Below are 20,057 nucleotides of genomic sequence, written 5' to 3'. Positions count from 1 at the left end.
CTGATGCCCTCATCTTCTCGCAAGATCACCCTGCTGGGTGCAACCGGTTCCATCGGTCGCAGCACGCTGGACGTGATCTCTCAACACCCCGACGCTTACGAACTCTATGCGGCGACCGCGCATCGTTCGCGCGAGTCGCTGCTCGATATCTGTTTGCGTTTTGCCCCGGCCCGAGCGGTGATCGGCACGGAGAGCGATGCCGAATGGCTGCGAGCGAAGTTGCACGAAGCCGGGCGTGGTGATGTCGATGTCGACCATGGAGAGGCCGCGCTATTGGACGTGGCGCGTGCCGCCGAGGCCGATACGGTGATGGCGGCGATCATCGGGGCGGCGGGATTGCTGCCGACGCTGGCAGCCGTGGAAGCCGGCAAGCGCGTGCTGCTGGCCAACAAGGAAGCGCTGGTGATGTCCGGCGGGCTGTTCATGGATGCCGTGTCGCGTCATGGCGCGACTCTTTTGCCCATCGACTCGGAACATAATGCCATCTATCAGTGTCTTCCTATGCAGCATCGTGGCGGGTTGTCTCGCCACGGCGTGTCGCGGTTACTGTTGACCGCCTCGGGCGGGCCGTTCCGGGAGTGGTCGCGGGAGGCTCTGGAGGCGGTGACGCCGGATCAGGCCTGTGCTCATCCCAATTGGTCGATGGGCCGCAAGATATCGGTGGACAGCGCGACCTTGATGAACAAGGGGCTCGAATTGATCGAGGCCTGCTGGCTGTTCGATGCGGGACCCGATCAGGTCGAGGTGGTGGTTCATCCACAAAGCATCGTTCATTCGATGGTCGGTTATGTCGACGGCACGGTGCTGGCGCAGATGGGAAATCCGGACATGCGGACACCGATCGCCTATGGTCTGGCCTGGCCGGCGCGGGTCGAAGCCGGGGTCGAGCCGCTCGATCTGTTCGCGGTATCCCGGCTCGATTTCGAAGCCCCGGACGAAGCGCGCTTCCCCTGCCTGCGACTGGCGCGGGAAGCCATGACGGCAGGCGGAACGGCACCGGCGAGTCTCAATGCTGCCAATGAAGTGGCGGTGCAGGCGTTCCTCGATGGAAAGCTCTCTTTCCTGGGTATCGCCCGTCTGGTGCAGGCGACCCTGGAGGCGACCGAGGTGCGCGCGGCGGATTCGCTCGACGTGGTATTGTGCGAGGATGCACGAGCACGGCAGTTGGCCGAGCGTTTGCTGCGTCAACGGTCTTTCCAGGAGGGGCGGGCGTGATGGATACGATCCAGAACGTACTGGCGGTCATCGTCGTACTCGGTCTGCTGATCACGTTTCACGAGTTCGGGCATTTCTGGGTGGCCCGTCGTTGTGGCGTCAAGGTGCTCCGTTTCTCGGTCGGTTTCGGCAAGCCGCTGTGGTCGCGCTTCGATCGGCAGGGCACGGAATATGCCATCGCTGCCATTCCGTTGGGTGGTTATGTCAAGATGCTCGACGAACGCGAGGGGCCGGTAGCGCCGGAAGAACTCGATCGCGCTTTCAATCGCAAGAGCGTCTGGGCCCGGATCGCGATCGTGGCAGCGGGGCCGATTGCCAATTTCCTGTTGGCACTGGTGGCCTACTGGGCACTTTTCGTTTATGGGTCGACCACGGTAGCGCCGGTGATCGGCGACGTGGCGCCGGATTCGCCCGCGTTCCAGGGCGGCTTGCGCAGCGGGCAGGAGATCGTCAGTGTCGAGGGCCACGAGACACCATCGTGGAACGAGGTCAATCTGCAGCTGATCGCGACCATCGGCGCCGATGGCGAGCTGCAGTTCACGACTCGTGATCCCTCGGGTGGCGCGACGCGAACGCATGCCGTGCCGGTGCAGCAGTGGCTGGTGCGTCAGGATCCGCCGCAGCCGATGTCGTCACTCGGCATTACCCCGTGGCGCCCTGAAGTTCCGGCAACGCTGGGGCGCGTGCTCGAGGATAGCCCGGCGAGCCGTGCCGGACTGGAAGCGGGCGATCGGATCGTCAGCGTCGACGGCGAACCGGTTGCCGATTGGGTGGCGTTCGTCGACGTCGTTCGAAGCCATCCCGGTGCCGACCTGTCACTGGATGTCGAGCGAGACGGCGTGACACGCAGCATCACGCTGAGACCCGAGTCGAGGCAGGCCGAAGATGGTGGGGATATCGGTTACGTCGGCGCCGCATCACAGGCAGTCGAGTGGCCTGAGTCCTATCGCCGCGAGATTCGCTATGGTCCGATCGAGGCGATCGGGCAGGCAGTGACCAAGACGGGCGAGATGACCTGGCTGACAGCGGACTCGATCCGCAAGATGATCGTCGGCTGGATATCGCCTTCGAACCTGTCGGGGCCGATCACCATTGCTCGCATTGCCGGAGATTCGGCACGCAGCGGGGTCGAGACATTCATCGGCTTCCTGGCTTATCTGTCGATCAGCCTGGGGGTACTGAACCTGTTGCCGATCCCGGTACTCGATGGGGGGCATCTGGCCTATTACCTGATCGAGCTGGTTCGCGGCAAGCCGGTGTCGGAAACCGCTCAGGCGCTGGGTCTGCGCGTCGGCGTCGCGCTGGTCGGGTGCCTGATGATGATGGCGCTCTACTTCGATCTGATGCGACTGTGATGACAGGGATTTGATGCGACGCTAGCGACGGGATGCCGTTAGCGGTCAGCGCCGAGAACGTCGGCGCACGGGAAGACCCCATGAGTGGCAAGCCGTGAGCTTGTCAGTCATAGGGAGAAATGTATAAGGTGCCTGTTCGATACGCGGGCGGACCCCACAGAAGCGATTGATTGCATGAAACTCAAGACCATCGGATTGGCAGGACTACTGCTGGCCAGCTCTCCCGTTGCGCTGGCGGCACCTTTTGAGATTTCGGATATTCGTGTAGAGGGGCTGCAGCGCGTCTCGGCCGCATCCGTTTTCAACGCTTTCCCCGTTAGCGCCGACCAGACGGTCGATGAGCAACAGCTGGGCGAGGCTGCCCAGCAGCTGTTCGACACCGGGTTGTTCGATGACATTCGATTGTCCCGCGATAACGACGTGCTGATCGTCAACGTGGTCGAGCGGCCATCCATTGCCGAGATCAATATCGAAGGCAACTCGCAGATTTCCGACGATGACCTGCGCAAGGGGCTGACCGACGCCGGCTTGGCCGAAGGTCAGGTGCTGCAGCGTTCAACGCTGGAGGAGATGCAGCGAGAACTCGAACGGCTCTATCAGTCTCAGGGGCGTTACAGCTCGAACATCAAGACTTCGGTCGAACAGCTCGAGCGTAACCGGGTTCGCGTCAACATCGATATCAACGAGGGGGAAGTGGCGAAGATTCGCCAGATCAACGTCGTCGGCAACGAAGCCTATGACGACGATACCCTGAGCGATCTGTTCCAGCTCGAGGACAAGCCGGGCTGGTTCTTCGGCTGGTTCTCCGATGACGAATATTCCCGTGAAGCGCTGTCTGGCGACCTGGAGACGCTGCGTTCCTGGTATCTCGATCGCGGTTACGTCAACTTCGCGATCACCTCGACCCAGGTGTCGATCAGCCCTGACAAGTCGCGGATCTTCGTCACCATCAATGTCGATGAAGGCAAGCGCTACAAGCTCGACGAGATCAGCTTCGATGGTGATCTGAAGATCGACGAGTCGACGGCGCGCTCGCTGGTGACGGCCAAGTCGGGTGAATATTTCTCCCAGAGCAAGCTGACCGAATCCTCGGAAGCGCTACGTCAGAAACTCGGTGCCGAGGGCTTTGCCTTCGCCGACATCCAGGCGGTGCCGACCGTGGACGAAGCGGGCGACACCGTGGACATCACCTTCCGTGTCGATCCAGGCCGCCGTGCGTACGTTCGCCGTATCAACTTCGAAGGCAACACCACGACCCAGGACGAAGTGCTGCGTCGTGAAATGGTCCAGATGGAAGGGGCGCCAGCCTCGACCGATCAGATTTCGCAGTCGCGTCAGCGTCTCGAGCGGCTCGGGTTCTTCAAGCAGGTGGACGTGGACACCCGGCCGGTGGCCGGCGAGCCGGATCAGCTGGACGTGACCTACAATGTTCAGGAGCAGCCCTCCGGTTCCATTTCCGCAAGCGTCGGCTTCTCTCAGACGGCCGGGGTCATCTACGGCGCGGCGCTGTCCCAGAGCAACTTCCTGGGGACGGGTAACCGGGTCAACATCGGTGCGCAGCGAAGCGACACGTTCACCAACATCAACTTCGGCTTCACCGACCCGTACTGGACGCTCGACGGTATCTCGCGCGGCTATAACGTTTTCTATCGCGAGACCGATTACGAAGATTCCGACATCTCGACCTACTCGACCGACTCCTACGGCGGCAACATCAACTTCGGGTATCCGATCAACGATCTGTCACGTCTGAACTTCGGTGTCGGGCTCGAGAATCTGTCGATCGATACCTACGACGACACGCCGGCAGAGATCGTCCAGTACACCGACGATCAGGGCGAGGACTTCTTCAACTACAAGCTGACGGCCAGCTGGACCCGCAACAACCTGAACCGCGGGATCATGCCGACGGCCGGCAGCTACCAGCGGGTCTCGCTGGAAACCGCTCTGCCCGGGTCGGATGCGGAGTATTACAAGCTGCGCTACCGTGGTCAGAAGCTGTTCGAACTCAATCCCGACTGGTCGCTCAAATTCAGCAGTAACCTGGGCTATGCCGATACGCTCGGCTCCAACGATCCCTATCCGTTCTACGAGAACTTCTACTCGGGCGGCCTGGGTTCGGTGCGCGGCTATACCGGCAACACGCTGGGGCCGAAGACGACGGAGCGTGGCGATGGCGACGACGATACGCTGGGCGGCAACGTTCTGGTCGAAGGGTCTGCCGAGTTGATCTATCCGTTCCCGTGGATCGAGGATCGCCGCTCGCTGCAGACCAGCATTTTCCTCGATGGCGGTAATACTTATCTGACCGACTGCTACGCCGTCCCGGATGGCTATACATCGAGCTGTGAGAGCGGCGTCAATCTCGATGACCTGCGCTACAGCGTGGGCCTGGGGCTTTCCTGGCTGACGCCGGTCGGGCCGCTGACGTTCAGCGTGGCCAAGCCGCTGAACGAGAAGGACGGCGACGACCCGCAGGTGTTCCAGTTCTCGCTGGGTCAGACGTTCTAATATCACGTCCTGGATTCACGGCGTCCTGGCGGCGTCGTGAGTCCAGACCGATTTTCAGACAGCTGGTCTGTCTAGTTTCAAGGAGATGCCGTATGCGCAAGATAGCAGGAGTTCTCGGGCTCGGTTTGCTGACGATGGTTTCCGTACCGGCGATGGCGACGGAAGTGGGCGTGCTCGATTGGCGTGAGGCACTGATGTCTTCCGATTCCGCCCAGGCATCGATGAATCAGCTGAAAAACCGGATCAGTGCTCAGCAGCAGCAGGCCCAGTCGTTGAGCCAGGAGCTGCAACAGCTGCAGCAGCGTCTGCAGAAGGATGGGGACGTGATGTCCGAGTCCGAGCGGAACTCGGTCACCCAGCAGCTGCGCCAGAAGGGCGGCCAGTTCCAGCAGCTGCGGGGCCAGATTTCCCAGGCGCAGCAGCAGGCCGAGCAGCAGTACCTGAAGAGCGCCAAGCCCAAGCTCGATCAGGCGATTCAGAAGGTCGTCGACGAGCACGATCTGGATATGGTCGTGGATCGTGATGCCGTGGTCTATTCGGGTGACAGCCTCGATATTACCTCCGAAGTCACGAAGATCTTCAATTCGCTCAACTAATGGTTCAAACCGGCGCCCGTTCATGAAGAGAGATGCTTCTACCTCTTACACGCTTGGCGAACTCGCCGAGCGGATCGACGCTCGCGTGGTCGGTGACGCGAACCTGCGTGTCAGCGGGCTGTCGACGCTGACCGATGCCGGTCCGGCGGATCTGGCATTTCTCGCCAATCGGGCTTATCTGAAGTATCTGTCCACGACCCGTGCCGGTGCCGTACTGGTCAATCCGGCTCATGGCGACAGTTGTCCCTGTCCGCGACTGGAACTGGACAACCCCTATCTGGGCTACGCCAAGCTGTCGCGGCTGTTCGATCCGCTGGTCAACCAGGCCTCTCGAGGCGTGCATGCGACGGTGGTGATATCGCCCGAGGCGACCCTCGGCGAAGGCGTCGAAATTGGCGCTCATTGTGTCATCGAAGCCGGCGTCGTCCTTGCTGATGACTGCGTCATCGGCGCAGGGTGCTTCATTGGCGCCGATACCACGATCGGTCGTGGCTCCCGGCTGCATGCCAACGTGACGCTTTATCACGGTGTGGTCATCGGTGAGCGCGCCATTCTGCACAGCGGCTGTGTCATCGGCGCTGACGGGTTCGGATTCGCCCACGACGGCAAGCAGTGGGAAAAGATCGCCCAGCTGGGTGGCGTCATTCTGGGCGACGATGTCGAAGTCGGCAGCTGCTCGAGTATCGATCGTGGGGCGCTGGGCGACACGCGGATCGGCAATGGGGTCAAGATCGACTCTCAGGTCCAGATCGCCCACAACGTGCAGATCGGCGATCACAGTGCGCTGGCAGGGTGTGTCGGTATCGCCGGTTCCACCAAGGTCGGCCGTCACTGTCTGCTGGGCGGCGGGGTCGGGCTTTCCGGCCATCTGACGCTGGCCGATGGCGTCCAGGTGACCGGCATGAGCCTGGTCACGAACTCGATCCTGGAGCCTGGTGTCTACTCTTCCGGCACCGGTTCGATGTCGAATAGTCAGTGGCGCAAGAACGCGGTACGTTTCAAGCAGCTCGACCAGATCGCCAAGCGATTGACCCGTCTCGAGCGTGATATCCGCGACGCCTGAGGGTTCTCTGATGGATCCGGGGAAGTCTTTCCGGGCCATTTCGATCACATCCCCGAAGCTGGCAGTCGCCCGGTGCGCCTGTATAATGCCCGCCCACACGGGTGAATGCTGTCTTACCGCCCTGTGCCTGCCCTTGGTCAAAGAGTAGGGGCAGGCATTTCGTTATTTCAGAGGTTGTATTGATGATCATGGACATCAACCAGATTCGCGAATATCTACCGCATCGTTATCCGTTTTTACTGGTAGATCGCGTGATGGAGATCACGCTGGGCGAATCGATCGTGGCGTACAAGAACGTCAGCATCAACGAACCTTTCTTCAACGGCCATTTCCCTCATCATCCGATCATGCCCGGAGTGTTGATCATCGAAGCGATGGCGCAGGCTTGCGGCATCCTTGGCTTCAAGACGGTCAACAAGCTGCCAGCCGACGGCTACGTCTATTATCTCGTCGGCAGCGATAACGTACGCTTCAAGCGTCCGGTCATGCCGGGAGACCAACTGCGTCTCGAGGCCAATGTCATCAAGGGCAAGCGAGGCATCTGGAAGTTTGCCTGCCGAGCCACGGTCGATGGCGAGTTGGCCTGCGAAGCCGAAATCATCTGTGCCGAGAGGAAAGTCGCTTGATTCATCCCTCCGCCATCGTCGATCCCTCCGCCCGACTGGCCGATGACGTCGAAGTCGGTCCCTTCAGCGTGATCGGACCCGACGTCGAAATCGACGCCGGCTGCGTGATCGGACCGCACGTGGTGATCAAGGGGCCGACTCGAATCGGCAAGCGTAACCGGATCTTCCAGTTCGCGTCGGTCGGAGAAGAGTGCCAGGACAAGAAGTACGCCGGTGAGGCGACACGGCTCGAGATGGGCGACGATAACGTCGTTCGCGAGAGCGTGACGATTCACCGCGGCACCATCCAGGATCGCGGCGTGACCACCATCGGCAACCGTAACCTGTTCATGGCGTACTCTCACGTGGGCCATGATTGCCTGATCGGCAACGATTGCATTCTCGCCAACCAGGCCACGCTGGCCGGTCATGTGACGCTGGGTGACTTCGCCATCATGGGCGGGCTCTCGGCCATTCACCAGTTTGCCAACATGGGCGAGCATGCCATGGCGGGCGGTGGATCGATCATCACCAAGGATATTCCCGCGTTCGTCATGGTCAACGGTAACCCTGCCGCGGCGCATGGCCTGAACTCCATTGGCTTGAAGCGTCGCGGTTTCTCGGCGGAAGCGGTGCGGGCGCTGGGCGAATGCTATCGTCTGGTCTACCGCAAGGGTCTGACGCTCGAGCAGGCCATCGGCGAAATCGAAAGCCGCTTCTCGCTCGACGAGACGCGCCGCTTCGTCGATTCGCTGAAAGCCTCTCAACGTGGCATCACCCGTTAGGGCGGGCGCATGCGCGTCTATCTCGTCGCGGGCGAACTCTCGGGGGATATTCTCGGCGCCGGCCTGATGCAGGCGCTCAAGCGCCGCCATCCGCAGATCGCTTTCAGAGGCATTGGCGGTCCGCGGATGCAGGCGCAGGGGCTCGAGTCGCTCTATCCACTGGAAACCTTGTCGGTCATGGGCCTGGTCGAGGTGTTGAAGCATCTGCCGGGCCTGATCAAGGTGCGTCGTCACCTCAAGCGCGATGCCCTGGCGTGGCGGCCGGATATCATGGTGGGCATCGACGCCCCGGACTTCAATATCGGACTCGAGCGTCAGCTGCACGACCAGGGCATCCGTACGGCACACTACGTCAGTCCGTCGGTCTGGGCCTGGCGCCAAGGGCGGGTCAAGAAGATCGCCAAGGCGGTCGATGGCATGTTGACCTTTCTGCCATTCGAGGCGGATTTCTACGCCGATCACCATGTGCCGGTCGCTTATGTCGGTCATCCGCTGGCCGACGAACTGCCCCTGGTCAACGACCGGGCATCGGCGCGGCAGGCGCTCGGGCTGGCGCTCGATGTGCCGACCCTGGCCGTACTGCCGGGTTCTCGCGGCAATGAGATTCGCTTTCAGGGAGAGATCTTCCTGCGGACGGCGTCCGCGTTACGTGAACGCCTTGGCGCGCTGCAGGTAGCGATCCCCGCGGCCTCGCCGGAGCGTCGGCAGGAGCTCGAGGCTCTGCTCGAACGGTTTCCGGAGCTGGCAGCTCATACCGTCGTCGTCGAAGGGCGTTCACGTGAGGTGATGACCGCGTCCGATGCCGTGTTGCTGACCTCCGGTACGGCAGCATTGGAAACCATGTTGTGTCATCGTCCCATGGTGGTTGCCTATCGCATGGCACCGGCGACCTACTGGCTGGCCAGGCGGATGGTCAAGACACGCTGGATCTCGTTGCCGAATCTGATCGCGCAGGAAACGCTGGTGCCGGAGCTGATCCAGGATGCCGTGACCGCCGACGCGCTGGTCGAGACGCTGTTGCCGTGGTTCGAGAATGAACAGGCGCGCTCGACGCTCGAACAGCGCTTCGCGGCACTCCACGCCGAACTCCAGCGCGGTGCCAGCGAGCGAGCCGCCACGGCCGTCACCTCGCTGGTCGAGCATGAGGCACTGGATCCCGAAACTGGAAAGGTCTGACGAGAGAAGTCATGTCATCGAAGTCTCCGATTTCCGCCTGGCCGGACATCGTCATCGAGTACGACGGGCATCTGATTGCCGGTGTCGACGAGGTCGGGCGAGGGCCGCTGATCGGCTCGGTGGTCGCTGCCGCCGTGATCCTGGATCCTGATTGCCCGATCGACGGGCTGACCGATTCCAAATGCCTGAGCGCGGCACGGCGCGAAGCCTTCGATCGGCAGATCCGGGAATGTGCGCTGGCCTTCGCCATTGGTGAAGCCACGCCGCAGGAGATCGATTCGCTCAATATCTACCACGCCACGCATCTGGCGATGCGTCGTGCCATCGATGCGCTGCCGACACCGGCCGAATACCTGCTGGTGGATGGCAACCGGCTGCCGGGACATGCGTGCCCGGGGCAGGCCGTGGTCAAGGGCGACCTTCGTCACCCTGCGATCAGCGCGGCATCGATTCTGGCCAAGGTGGCCCGCGACGCACAAATGGTCGCGCTCGACGCGCGTTATCCGCAGTACGGTTTCGCCCGCCACAAGGGCTATTCGACGCCCGAGCATCTCGAGGCGCTGGTTCGATGGGGGCCGCTCGAGGAACATCGCCGCTCCTTCGCTCCCGTGCGCGAGCAACTGGTTCTGATCTGAAGGCAAGTCAAGAATCGGATCGATCGACCATTGTGAGCCGTCGCGGCTTTGGGCATGCTGATGCTCTGCTCAAGCCGGAATTCATTCGCCGCCTGACTCGAGTTCGTCATGACAACACCCTTCGTTCATCTTCGTGTCCACAGCGAATACTCCCTCGTCGATGGCCTGGTCCGGCTCAAGCCGCTGATCAAGGCAACGGCCGAGGCCGGCATGCCGGCGGTCACCGTGACCGACGACACCAACCTGTTCGGCCTGGTCAAGATCTACAAGGCGGCCCAGGGCGCCGGGTTGAAGCCGATCATCGGCGCCGACCTGTGGCTGCACAACACGCACGACGAAAGCCATCCCTATCGTTTGACGCTGCTGGCGATGAACGATACCGGCTATCGCAACCTGACCGAGCTGATCTCGCGCGCCTGGACCGAAGGTCAGCGCCAGAACATGGCGATCCTCGACAAGGCCTGGGTCTTCGAACAGAGCGAAGGGCTGATCGCGCTGTCCGGCGCCCGGGAAGGGGAGATCGGCCGGTTTCTGATCGCCGAGCACGTCGACACGGCACGCCAGCTGCTGGCGGAGTGGCAGCAGCACTTCCCTGGCCGCTTCTATCTGGAGCTGCAGCGTACCGGCCGCCAGTACGACGAGGAGTGCGTGCACCACTCCGTGCGGCTGGCCAGTGAAAGCGGCGTACCGGTGGTGGCGACCAACGACGTCCGTTTCCTCGAGCGCGAGGATTTCTGGGCCCACGAAACGCGGGTCTCGATCGGTGAAGGCAAGGCGCTGGAAGACCCCAGGCGCGAGCGGCGCTACAGCGAAGAGCAGTATCTGAAGACGCCCGAAGAGATGGCCGAGCTCTTCGCCGACATCCCCGAGGCGCTCGAGAACAGCGTGATGATCGCGGCGCGCTGTAGCGCCAGCGTGCGCCTGGGCGAGATCTTCCTGCCGGAATACCCGATCCCGGAAGGGATGACCCAGGACGAGTTCTTCCGCAAGATCTCCCACGATGGTCTCACCGATCGTCTCAATCAGCTGTTCGGCGGCGATACCCCGATCTACCCGGAGCGATCGCTGGCCGAGCACGAGCCCGCCTATCGCCAGCGGCTCGACTTCGAGCTCGATATCATCCTCAAGATGGGGTTCCCCGGTTACTTCCTGATCGTGATGGACTTCATCCAGTGGGCCAAGGACAACGACATCCCTGTCGGCCCCGGACGAGGGTCGGGCGCCGGTTCGCTGGTGGCCTATGTGCTCAAGATCACCGATCTCGATCCGCTGGAATACGACCTGCTGTTCGAACGCTTCCTGAACCCGGAGCGTGTCTCCATGCCCGACTTCGACGTCGACTTCTGCATGGAGAAACGGGATCGGGTCATCGACTACGTGGCCGATCGCTACGGCCGCAACGCGGTATCGCAGATCGTCACCTTCGGCACCATGGCCGCCAAGGCGGTGGTGCGCGACGTGGCACGTGCCCAGGGCAAGCCGTATTCGATGGGCGACAAGCTCTCCAAACTGATTCCGTTCGAGGTCGGCATGACGCTGGCCAAGGCGATCGAGCAGGAGCCGCAGCTCAAGGAGTATCTCGAGTACGACGAAGAGGCTGCCGAAATCTGGGAGATGGCGCTCAAGCTCGAGGGCATCACGCGCGGCACCGGCAAGCACGCCGGGGGCGTGGTCATCGCGCCAACCAAGCTGACCGATTTCTCGCCGCTTTTGTGCGAGGAGAACGGCTCCGGCCTGGTGGTACAGTTCGACAAGAACGATGTCGAGGATGCCGGGTTGGTCAAGTTCGACTTCCTCGGTCTGCGCACGCTGACGATCATCGACTGGGCGCTGGAGATGGTGGACGTAGTGCGCGCCCGCGACGGGGTCGGCCCGCTCGACATCAGCACCATTCCGCTGGACGACGCCAAGACCTTCGACATGCTCAAGAAGGCCGAGACCACGGCGGTGTTCCAGCTCGAATCCCGCGGCATGAAGGAGCTGATCAAGCGCCTGCAGCCGGATTCGCTGGAGGACATGATCGCGCTGGTGGCGCTGTTCCGCCCGGGGCCTTTGCAGTCCGGCATGGTCGACGACTTCATCAACCGCAAGCATGGCCGTGCCGAGCTCGCCTATCCCAGCGCGGATTACCAGCATGAACTGCTCAAGCCGGTACTGGAGCCGACCTACGGCATCATCCTGTATCAGGAACAGGTCATGCAGATCGCCCAGGTGCTAGCCGGCTACACCCTGGGCCAGGCGGACATGCTGCGGCGCGCCATGGGCAAGAAGAAGCCCGAGGAGATGGCCAAGCAGCGCGCCGGCTTCATGGAAGGGTGTGCGGCCAACGGCATCGACAAGGACTTGGCCGGCAACCTGTTCGATCTGGTGGAAAAATTCGCCGGCTACGGCTTCAACAAGTCCCACTCGGCCGCCTACGGCCTGGTGTCGTACCAGACCGCCTGGCTCAAGGCGCACTATCCGGCGCCTTTCATGGCAGCGGTACTGTCGACCGAGATGGACAACCTCGACAAGGTGGTGCCGCTGATCGAGGAGTGCCGTCATATCGGGCTGACGGTAACGCCGCCCAACGTCAACGTGGGAGCCTACAAGTTCACCGTCGACGAAGGCGGCCAGGTCGTCTACGGGCTGGGCGCGATCCGTGGCGTCGGCGAAGGGCCGATCGGTGCCATCGTCGAAGCGCGCGAAGCGGATGGCGAGTTCTCGGACCTGTTCGATTTCTGCCGGCGTATCGATGGCAAGCGCATGAACAAGCGCACCCTCGAAGCACTGATTCGCTCCGGCGCGCTGGATACGCTCGGACCATCCCGCGCAGTGCTGGCGGCGTCGCTGGACGCGGCGATCAAGGCCGCGTCGCAGAACCAGACCAACCAGAACCTGGGCATGATGGACATGTTCGGCGAGGCCTTTGCCGACGCCGACGACCATGAGGATATCTACGCCGACTACCGCCACGCGCGCGAGTGGAGCGACAAGGAGCGCCTGGCCGGCGAGAAGGACACGCTCGGGCTCTACCTGACCGGTCATCCGATCGACGAATACGAGCACGAGCTCAAGCGCTTCGTGGCGACGCGCATCGTCGACCTCAAGCCTTCTCGCGAACCGCAGCGGGTCGCCGGGCTGGTCGTGGCGATGCGGACCATGAAGTCGAAGCGTGGCGACACCATGGCGTTCGTCACTCTCGATGATCGCACCGGGCGCATCGAGGCCTCGCTGTTCGGTGAACTGTTCGATCAGGTCCGCGGGAAACTGACCGCCGACCAGGTGCTGATCATCGAAGGCGAAGTCTCCAGTGACGACTATTCCGGCGGTTTGCGTCTGCGCAGCAAGGACGTCACCCTGATGGCCGATGCTCGTGCCCGCTTCGGCGAGGCGGTGGAGCTTTCGGTGGATGGCGGGCGTCTCAACGGCCAGTTCTCGCGTTCGCTGCACGATAGCCTGTCGCCATGGCTGAGCGAATCGGGCCTGCCGGTCCGCGTGCGTTATCGTAACGCCAAGGCCAGTGGCTGCTTCGAGCTTGCGGAGACGTGGAAAGTCTCGCCCAGCGACGAGTTGATGATGGCCCTGCGCGAAGTCGAGGGTTATGAAAAGGTTGCGCTACGCTATCGAGGTGGCTGACCCGCCGAAGCAGGGCGCCTCCTTGCTAACACTCGTGGAGGTGCGATAATAATCCGTTTCGCGGCACGCCAGTCGCCCGTGTTTCGCTCGTATTCAGACACCGAAGCTTGCCAGGATCACACAGTAGAAGCTCTATGAATCCCAATTATCTAGACTTTGAACAACCGATTGCCGAACTCCAGGCCAAGATCGAAGAGCTGCGACTGGTCGGCAACGATAGCCGCATCAGCCTGAGTGACGAGATCGGTAAGCTCGAAGAGAAAAGCCGTAAACTCACCGAGCAGATCTTTCGTGACCTGACCGCCTGGCAGGTGACGCAGCTGTCGCGCCATCCGCAGCGTCCCTACACGCTCGACTACCTGGACAGCATCTTCACCGATTTCGACGAGATGCACGGCGATCGCAATTTCGCCGACGATGCCGCTCTGGTGGGTGGCGTGGCACGTCTCGACGACAAGCCGGTAATGGTCATCGGCCATCAGAAAGGGCGCGACGTCAAGGAGAAGGTACGCCGCAACTTCGGCATGCCGCGCCCCGAAGGGTATCGCAAGGCGTGTCGTCTGATGGAGATGGCCGAGCGCTTCAAGATGCCGGTACTGACGTTCATCGACACCCCTGGCGCCTATCCCGGCATCGATGCCGAGGAGCGTGGCCAGTCGGAAGCGATCGCCTACAACCTTGCCGTCATGTCGCGCCTGAAGACGCCTATCGTCGCCACGGTCATCGGCGAAGGCGGTTCAGGCGGCGCCTTGGCCATCGGCGTCTGCGACGAACTGCAGATGCTGCAATACTCCACCTATTCGGTGATTTCGCCGGAAGGGTGTGCCTCGATTCTCTGGAAGAGCGCCGAGAAGGCCTCCGAAGCCGCTCAGGCCATGGGCATTACCGCCTCGCGCCTGAAAGAGCTCGGCTTTGTCGATTCACTGATCGAAGAGCCGCTGGGCGGCGCGCATCGCAATCCGCGCAAGACCGCCAATCAGGTCAAGGAAGCGTTGACGGATAGCCTCGATCGGCTGCGGGCGATGGATACCGAAAGTCTTTTGGAGCGAAGGTATCAACGTCTGATGAGCTACGGCGCCCCTTCGTGAAGATGACCGGCTGCGCTCACTCATACGGCGTTGAGCGCTCACTCGGTCTGCTCATGTAGTGAACTACACTGCGCGCCCTCGATCGCGCTCGCCTTGTCTGAGTATCGCTCGCACGGTCACGCGGCGGTATGGGATTTTGTCGAAAGGTCGAGCGTTCAGGAGCCTTGCGTTGCAGCATTCTCTAGAAGCTCTCATTGATAACGCCCTGGCACGCCATGTGCCGGGGCGTGTCGTCTGGGTGGCGCTTTCCGGCGGTCTCGACTCTTCCTTGCTATTGAGTGTGGCGGCGCCGCTGGCGCGCAAGGCCGGGGTCGAGTTGCGCGCGATTCACGTCAATCATGGTCTGCAGGCGGCGGCGGGCGGCTTCGAGACGACTTGCCGCGAGCTGTGCGATTCGCTGGCCGTGCTGTTGACGGTGGCTTCGGTCCGGGTCGACGCCGCGGGGCAGGGGATCGAGGCGGCCGCTCGGGAGGCCCGCTACCAGGCTTTTGCGGCGCATCTTTCGCCGGGTGACCGCCTGTGGCTGGCACAACATGCGGACGATCAGGTCGAGACCTTTCTGCTGGCCGCACTGCGCGGTAGCGGCGTGCGGGGGCTGGCCGGCATGCCTTCCCGGCGCGAGTGGCGAGGCTTTCAGATCGAGCGGCCCTGGTTGAGCCTCGCCCGGTCGGTCTTGCTGGCAGAAGCGCAGCAGCGTGGGCTCGAGTGGTCCGAAGACCCGACCAATACTGACCTGGCGTTCGATCGAAACTACCTGCGCCATCGCGTGGTGCCGCCCTTGCGAGAGCGTTGGCCGGATGTGGCCGGGGCATTCGGGCAGAGTGCCGAGTGGCTGCAGGAAGCCGACGAACTGCTGGCTGAGCTGGCGGCGATCGATCTGGACCAAGCCGGGGGCGATCCCGGTCGATTGCGGCTGGCGACACTGGCCGCGCTACGCCCTTCTCGCCGTCGCCTGCTGATCCGTCATGCGCTCGAACGTCTGGGCATCCCCGCGCCGCCGGCTGCGCGCCTGATCGAGCTCGAACGGCAACTGACGATGGCGGGCGTGGATCGCCTGCCGGTCATTCATTGGCCGGGCGGCGAGGCGCGGGTCTGGCGGCATCATCTCTATCTGATGGCGCCGCTGTCGCCAGTGGATCCCACGTGGCAGGCGGCGTGGAACGGGCAGTCGCCGCTCGTCACTCCCTGGGGCGTGCACTGCGTGAGCCTCCATCGACTGCACGGGACTGGCACGCCATCGCTGCGGGTCGGCCTGCGTCAGGGGGGCGAAAGCCTGCGGCTGGCGGGGCGTGGCAGTCGCGATCTCAAGCGTCTGCTGCAGGAATCGGGCATCCCGCCTTGGCAGCGAGACCGGCTGCCGCTGGTGTGGCACGGCGACGAGCTGGTAGCCGTGCTCGGCGTGTTGTCGGCGGAAGGCTGGTCTCAGGCGTCGTAGTTCAACGGTCGTAGTTCAACGGTCGTAGCTCAACGGTCGTAGTTCAACGTCAGCCCCGCAGCCTTCTGGTAGGCCGCTTCCTGTTCCAGATCGTTGAGCAGCAGCGCCTGATGCCGGGTTTCCGGCAGCGTGAGATGCAGGGTGTCGCCGTCGTTGGCGAGACGGAAGTCGGTGATCGCCTGTTCCGGTCGGGCGTGGTTGAGCATCACGGCGAGCCGGAGCAGACGGGCCAGTCGTTGGTAGGTCGCCTGCACGGCACTGGGCAGCGCCTCCAGCTCCTTCTGGGCGAATTTGCGCCGGTGGGCGCGTACCAGAAACGCCAGTGCCTGCTGTTCGGGGCGGGAGAAGCCGGTCAGGTCGGAGTGTTCGATGAGATAGGCGCCGTGGCGATGAAACTGGCTGTGGGAGATCGCCAGACCGATTTCATGCACTTGGGCTGCCCAGTAAAGGAACAGTCTCTGCTCTTCGCCGAGCGCCCAGGCGTCCCGGACCTGATCGAATGCGGCCATGGCGGTCTCTGCCACATTCTCGGCATGGGCCGTCTCGACGCTGTAGCGCCGCATCAGCAGGTCGACGCTGTGGCGGCGGGAATCCTCGGGAGTGTTGCGTCCGATCAGGTCGAACAGCACGCCTTCGCGCAGCGCGCCGTCGGAATAGCGCATGCGTTCCAGGTCGAAGGCTTCGAAGACCGCACAGAGGATGGCAACGCCGGCCGGGAAGACCCGCGCCCGATCCTCCTTGAGGCCTTCCATCGCGACCTTGTCCAGATGGCCGAAGCCGATCAGCTTCTTGCGCAGTTTCATCAAGGCTTCACGTTCGATCAGCGTGGCGTCGCCATCGCCTCGGGCAGCGATGACCGCTGCCGCGGCCTTGATCGTGCCACTGGAGCCGATCGGGTCCTGCCATCCCAACTGGCGGTAATGCCGCTGAATGTTGGCCAGTTCGGAAAGCGCGGCCATCTCGGCACGCCGGAATCGCTTTTCGCTGAGCTCGCCGTCGGTGAAAAAAGCGCCGGTATAGGCCACGCAGCCCATATGGAGGCTCTCCAGCGCCTGCGGTTCGAAGTCCTCACCGATGATGAACTCGGTGGAACCGCCGCCGATATCGACGATCAGGCGCCTGCCGTGTACTTCGGCCAGCGCATGAGCGGCGCCGAGATAGATCAGGCGCGCCTCTTCGCGGCCGCCGATGATCTCGATGGAGTGGCCGATCAGCGCTTCGGCACGCTCGATCAACGCCTGGGCGTTATGGGCTGCGCGAAGGGCATTGGTGCCGACGATACGCAGGTCGGCGGGCGAGACGCCTTCGAGAAAAGGGGCGAAGCGCTCGAGGCAGCCGAGCGCTCGATCCATGGCGGCTTCGGTAAAATTTTCGTCAGCATCGAGGCCAGCGGCAAGCTGTACTTTCTCGCCCATCTTGGCGACGACCTGGAGTTGGCCGTGCTGATAATTGGCGACCAACAGATGGAAGCTGTTGGAACCGAGATCGATGGCGGCCAGACGGCGCGTCGCGTCTTCGGCGGTCGAATTCCCGCTCATGGCGTGGCGTCCTCGAAAGCTGGCAGTAGACGGGCGAGCGCTGAGCATCCCGACATCGAATCATGTTCGGGTAGGTGGGAGTCCAGCGCGTCGGGTGCCTCAAGATTGCGGTGGGGGCGCGGCCTTGTCAATCGCCGAGGCGACAGGCATGCTGGCGGCACTGGCACTACCCATCGAGAATCGAACCCATGCAGCCACAGCGGCGCCATCTGGACAGCGAGAGTTTCGAGCGTCAGCGCGAAGAAGCGGAATCACCCTGGTTGGCGATCTTCGTTGCCGATTGGTGCCAGCCATGTGAAACCCTGCTGTCCCGGCTCGCTTCGGCTTCGCAGGAGTCGATTCGTGCGCTGCCGGTGGCGGTCGTGGATGTCGACCGAGAGCCGGCGCTGGCCGAGCGCTACGGTGTCAAGGGAACGCCGACACTGATCCTGTTCGTCGACGGCGAACCCAGGCTGACGCGTGTCGGCGCGTTGTCGGAACAGCAACTGCTGCAGATCGGTGAAGAGTGTGCGCGCCATTAGGCGAGGGCACTTGATAATGCGGCCGGTGATCGCCATATCGATACTTGCTTTCGGAAGATAGCTTGTCTACCATCTGGACGTTCGCCTGTTCCGAATGCTTCTCGACCGCGTCGCGGTCCCCCAAGTCGTCAGTCAATCCCAGTACCGATTTTCGGCCAATGCCGATCTTTGGACAGTGACCACTCTCTCGGATGACGCTTTCCGCGAGATGGCAGGCGAATCGAACCGCTCTCCCGGCACCTTCGTCACACGGCCAGTCGGCATCCCGACATGCGTCGACGCTGGGCCAACAGATCATGCGAATGCCTGACATCCTGGGACGACTGAACGCGCCGCGCGGCGTTTGAACTGACCGCCTCTTGTCCTTCTTTTCTATCTCGGCAAAAGTCATTGCCTGCGACACGAGCCTTCTCTGACAGAACTCATGAATCTAACCGAACTCAAGCAAAAATCCGTTCCTGAACTGCTGGATATCGCCCGCGAAATGGGTATCGATAATCTGGCGCGTTCACGCAAGCAGGACATCATCTTCGCCATCCTGAAAAAACACGCAAAGAGTGGCGAGGACATTTACGGCGATGGCGTCCTGGAGATTCTGCAGGACGGATTCGGTTTCCTGCGTAGCGCCGACTCCTCCTACCTGGCCGGCCCCGACGACATCTACGTTTCGCCGTCCCAGATTCGCCGTTTCAATCTGCGCAAGGGCGACTCGATTGCCGGCAAGATCCGCCCGCCGAAGGAAGGCGAGCGCTACTTCGCGCTGTTGAAAGTCAACGAGATCAACTTCGACAAGCCGGAAAACGCCAAGCACAAGATCCTGTTCGAGAACCTGACGCCGCTGTTCCCGCAGGAGCGCATGGTGATGGAGATCGGCAACGGCTCCACCGAGGACATCACCGCGCGGGTCATCGATCTCACCGCGCCGATCGGCAAGGGCCAGCGTGGCCTGATCGTGTCGCCGCCCAAGGCCGGCAAGACCTTGATGCTGCAGAACATCGCCACCTCGATCACGCGCAACAATCCCGAATGTCACATGATCGTGCTGCTGATCGACGAGCGCCCGGAAGAGGTGACCGAGATGTCACGGACGGTGCGCGGTGAAGTCGTGGCATCGACCTTCGACGAGCCGCCGGCCCGTCACGTCCAGGTGGCCGAGATGGTCATCGAGAAGGCCAAGCGTCTGGTCGAGCACAAGAAGGACGTGGTCATTCTTCTCGACTCCATCACTCGCCTGGCGCGCGCCTACAACACCGTAGTGCCGTCTTCCGGCAAGGTGCTGACCGGTGGTGTCGACGCTCATGCCCTCGAGAAGCCCAAGCGTTTCTTCGGCGCCGCGCGCAACATCGAAGAGGGCGGCAGCCTGACCATCCTCGCCACGGCGCTGGTCGATACTGGCTCGAAGATGGACGAAGTGATCTTCGAGGAGTTCAAGGGTACCGGCAACATGGAAGCCCACCTGGACCGCAAGCTGGCCGAGCGCCGCGTCTATCCCGCTCTCAACATTCGCCGTTCCGGCACCCGTCGCGAGGATCTGATCGCCTCCGAGGACGAGATGCAGCGCATGTGGATCCTGCGCAAGCTGCTCAACCCGATGGATGATGTGGCCGCGACGGAATTCCTGATCGATCGTCTCAAGGATACCAAGACGAACCTGGAATTCTTCGAAGCCATGAAAAGACGTTGATTCCGGCTGGCTGCACTCGATGATACTGCGTTGGAAAATCGCTCAAGCTGCTCATTTACTCCCGTAAACTCCGCGCTCTCGCGATTTTCCGCCTTGTCTCATCTTCGTTCGCTCAGCCAGCTCTCAACGCTTCGTGAGATCTTTGGGTCAAAGCAGAAAATAAAGGGCAGCATGTTATGCTGCCCTTTTTGCGTTCTGGGCCGCCGGGCGTAGTGGAAAGAGTGGGGAGGGA

At 62.3% G+C, this 20,057-nt stretch carries 15 protein-coding genes; 14 read left to right on the top strand and 1 reads right to left on the bottom strand.

Features of this window, described 5'->3' with window-relative positions; all coding sequences use genetic code 11:
- Nucleotides 1-3: 3 nt before the first annotated feature.
- From ispC to tilS, 12 genes are all read left to right on the top strand, one after another.
- Nucleotides 4-1,215 (top strand): 1-deoxy-D-xylulose-5-phosphate reductoisomerase, encoded by a 1,212-nt coding sequence (gene ispC, locus DOM32_RS05100; protein ID WP_110631784.1) that lies wholly within the window; start codon nt 4-6, stop codon nt 1,213-1,215.
- Complete coding sequence (rseP, locus tag DOM32_RS05095) at nt 1,215-2,570, top strand: sigma E protease regulator RseP (RefSeq protein WP_110631781.1); 1,356 nt, start codon at nt 1,215-1,217, stop codon at nt 2,568-2,570. Before ispC ends, rseP begins: the two co-directional genes overlap by 1 nt.
- 174 nt (nt 2,571-2,744) lie before the next feature.
- Nucleotides 2,745-5,081, top strand: a complete 2,337-nt coding sequence (bamA, locus tag DOM32_RS05090; RefSeq protein ID WP_244179811.1) for an outer membrane protein assembly factor BamA — start codon at nt 2,745-2,747, stop codon at nt 5,079-5,081.
- A gap of 92 nt (nt 5,082-5,173) precedes the next feature.
- The gene (locus DOM32_RS05085; protein WP_110631779.1) at nt 5,174-5,677 is read left to right on the top strand and encodes an OmpH/Skp family outer membrane protein; all 504 of its coding nucleotides are present in this window, start codon (nt 5,174-5,176) and stop codon (nt 5,675-5,677) included.
- 22 nt (nt 5,678-5,699) lie between these two features.
- Complete coding sequence (lpxD, locus tag DOM32_RS05080) at nt 5,700-6,740, top strand: UDP-3-O-(3-hydroxymyristoyl)glucosamine N-acyltransferase (protein WP_110631776.1); 1,041 nt, start codon at nt 5,700-5,702, stop codon at nt 6,738-6,740.
- 182 nt (nt 6,741-6,922) lie between these two features.
- Nucleotides 6,923-7,366 carry a 3-hydroxyacyl-ACP dehydratase FabZ gene (fabZ, locus tag DOM32_RS05075; protein ID WP_071231920.1) on the top strand — a complete coding sequence of 148 codons (444 nt, stop codon included), beginning with the start codon at nt 6,923-6,925 and terminating at the stop codon, nt 7,364-7,366.
- On the top strand, nt 7,363-8,130 hold the full coding sequence (gene lpxA, locus DOM32_RS05070) for an acyl-ACP--UDP-N-acetylglucosamine O-acyltransferase (RefSeq protein ID WP_110631773.1): 768 nt from the start codon (nt 7,363-7,365) through the stop codon (nt 8,128-8,130). The genes fabZ and lpxA overlap by 4 nt, the downstream gene beginning before the upstream one ends.
- A 9-nt stretch (nt 8,131-8,139) precedes the next feature.
- Nucleotides 8,140-9,306 (top strand): lipid-A-disaccharide synthase, encoded by a 1,167-nt coding sequence (lpxB, locus tag DOM32_RS05065; RefSeq protein ID WP_110631770.1) that lies wholly within the window; start codon nt 8,140-8,142, stop codon nt 9,304-9,306.
- An 11-nt stretch (nt 9,307-9,317) separates the two neighbouring features.
- Complete coding sequence (gene rnhB / locus DOM32_RS05060) at nt 9,318-9,941, top strand: ribonuclease HII (protein ID WP_110631768.1); 624 nt, start codon at nt 9,318-9,320, stop codon at nt 9,939-9,941.
- 108 nt (nt 9,942-10,049) lie between these two features.
- A complete protein-coding gene (dnaE, locus tag DOM32_RS05055; RefSeq protein WP_110631765.1) occupies nt 10,050-13,559 on the top strand; it encodes a DNA polymerase III subunit alpha in 3,510 nt (1,169 codons plus the stop codon).
- Nucleotides 13,560-13,693: 134 nt separating this feature from the next.
- Nucleotides 13,694-14,647, top strand: coding sequence for an acetyl-CoA carboxylase carboxyl transferase subunit alpha (accA, locus tag DOM32_RS05050; RefSeq protein WP_110631762.1), 954 nt, complete (start codon nt 13,694-13,696; stop codon nt 14,645-14,647).
- Nucleotides 14,648-14,816: 169 nt separating this feature from the next.
- Complete coding sequence (gene tilS, locus DOM32_RS05045; protein WP_110631759.1) at nt 14,817-16,082, top strand: tRNA lysidine(34) synthetase TilS; 1,266 nt, start codon at nt 14,817-14,819, stop codon at nt 16,080-16,082.
- A 29-nt stretch (nt 16,083-16,111) separates the two neighbouring features.
- Here the strand turns inward: tilS and ppx are convergent, their stop codons facing one another.
- Nucleotides 16,112-17,620, bottom strand: coding sequence for an exopolyphosphatase (ppx, locus tag DOM32_RS05040; protein WP_110631756.1), 1,509 nt, complete (start codon nt 17,618-17,620; stop codon nt 16,112-16,114).
- A gap of 188 nt (nt 17,621-17,808) precedes the next feature.
- Here ppx and DOM32_RS05035 point away from each other — a divergent pair, with 188 nt between their 5' ends.
- Together DOM32_RS05035 and rho are read left to right on the top strand one after the other, a co-directional pair.
- Entirely contained in the window at nt 17,809-18,141 is a 333-nt protein-coding gene (locus tag DOM32_RS05035; RefSeq protein WP_110631753.1) for a thioredoxin family protein, read from the top strand.
- A 424-nt stretch (nt 18,142-18,565) separates the two neighbouring features.
- Nucleotides 18,566-19,825: a transcription termination factor Rho gene (gene rho, locus DOM32_RS05030; RefSeq protein ID WP_071231828.1), complete on the top strand. Its 1,260-nt coding sequence runs from the start codon at nt 18,566-18,568 to the stop codon at nt 19,823-19,825.
- Nucleotides 19,826-20,057 lie beyond the last annotated feature (232 nt).

The organism is Salinicola salarius (assembly GCF_003206135.1).
GTDB lineage: Bacteria > Pseudomonadota > Gammaproteobacteria > Pseudomonadales > Halomonadaceae > Salinicola > Salinicola salarius.
Note: the sequence above shows the minus strand (reverse complement) of the source record. Positions and strands in the feature narration are given on the sequence as shown.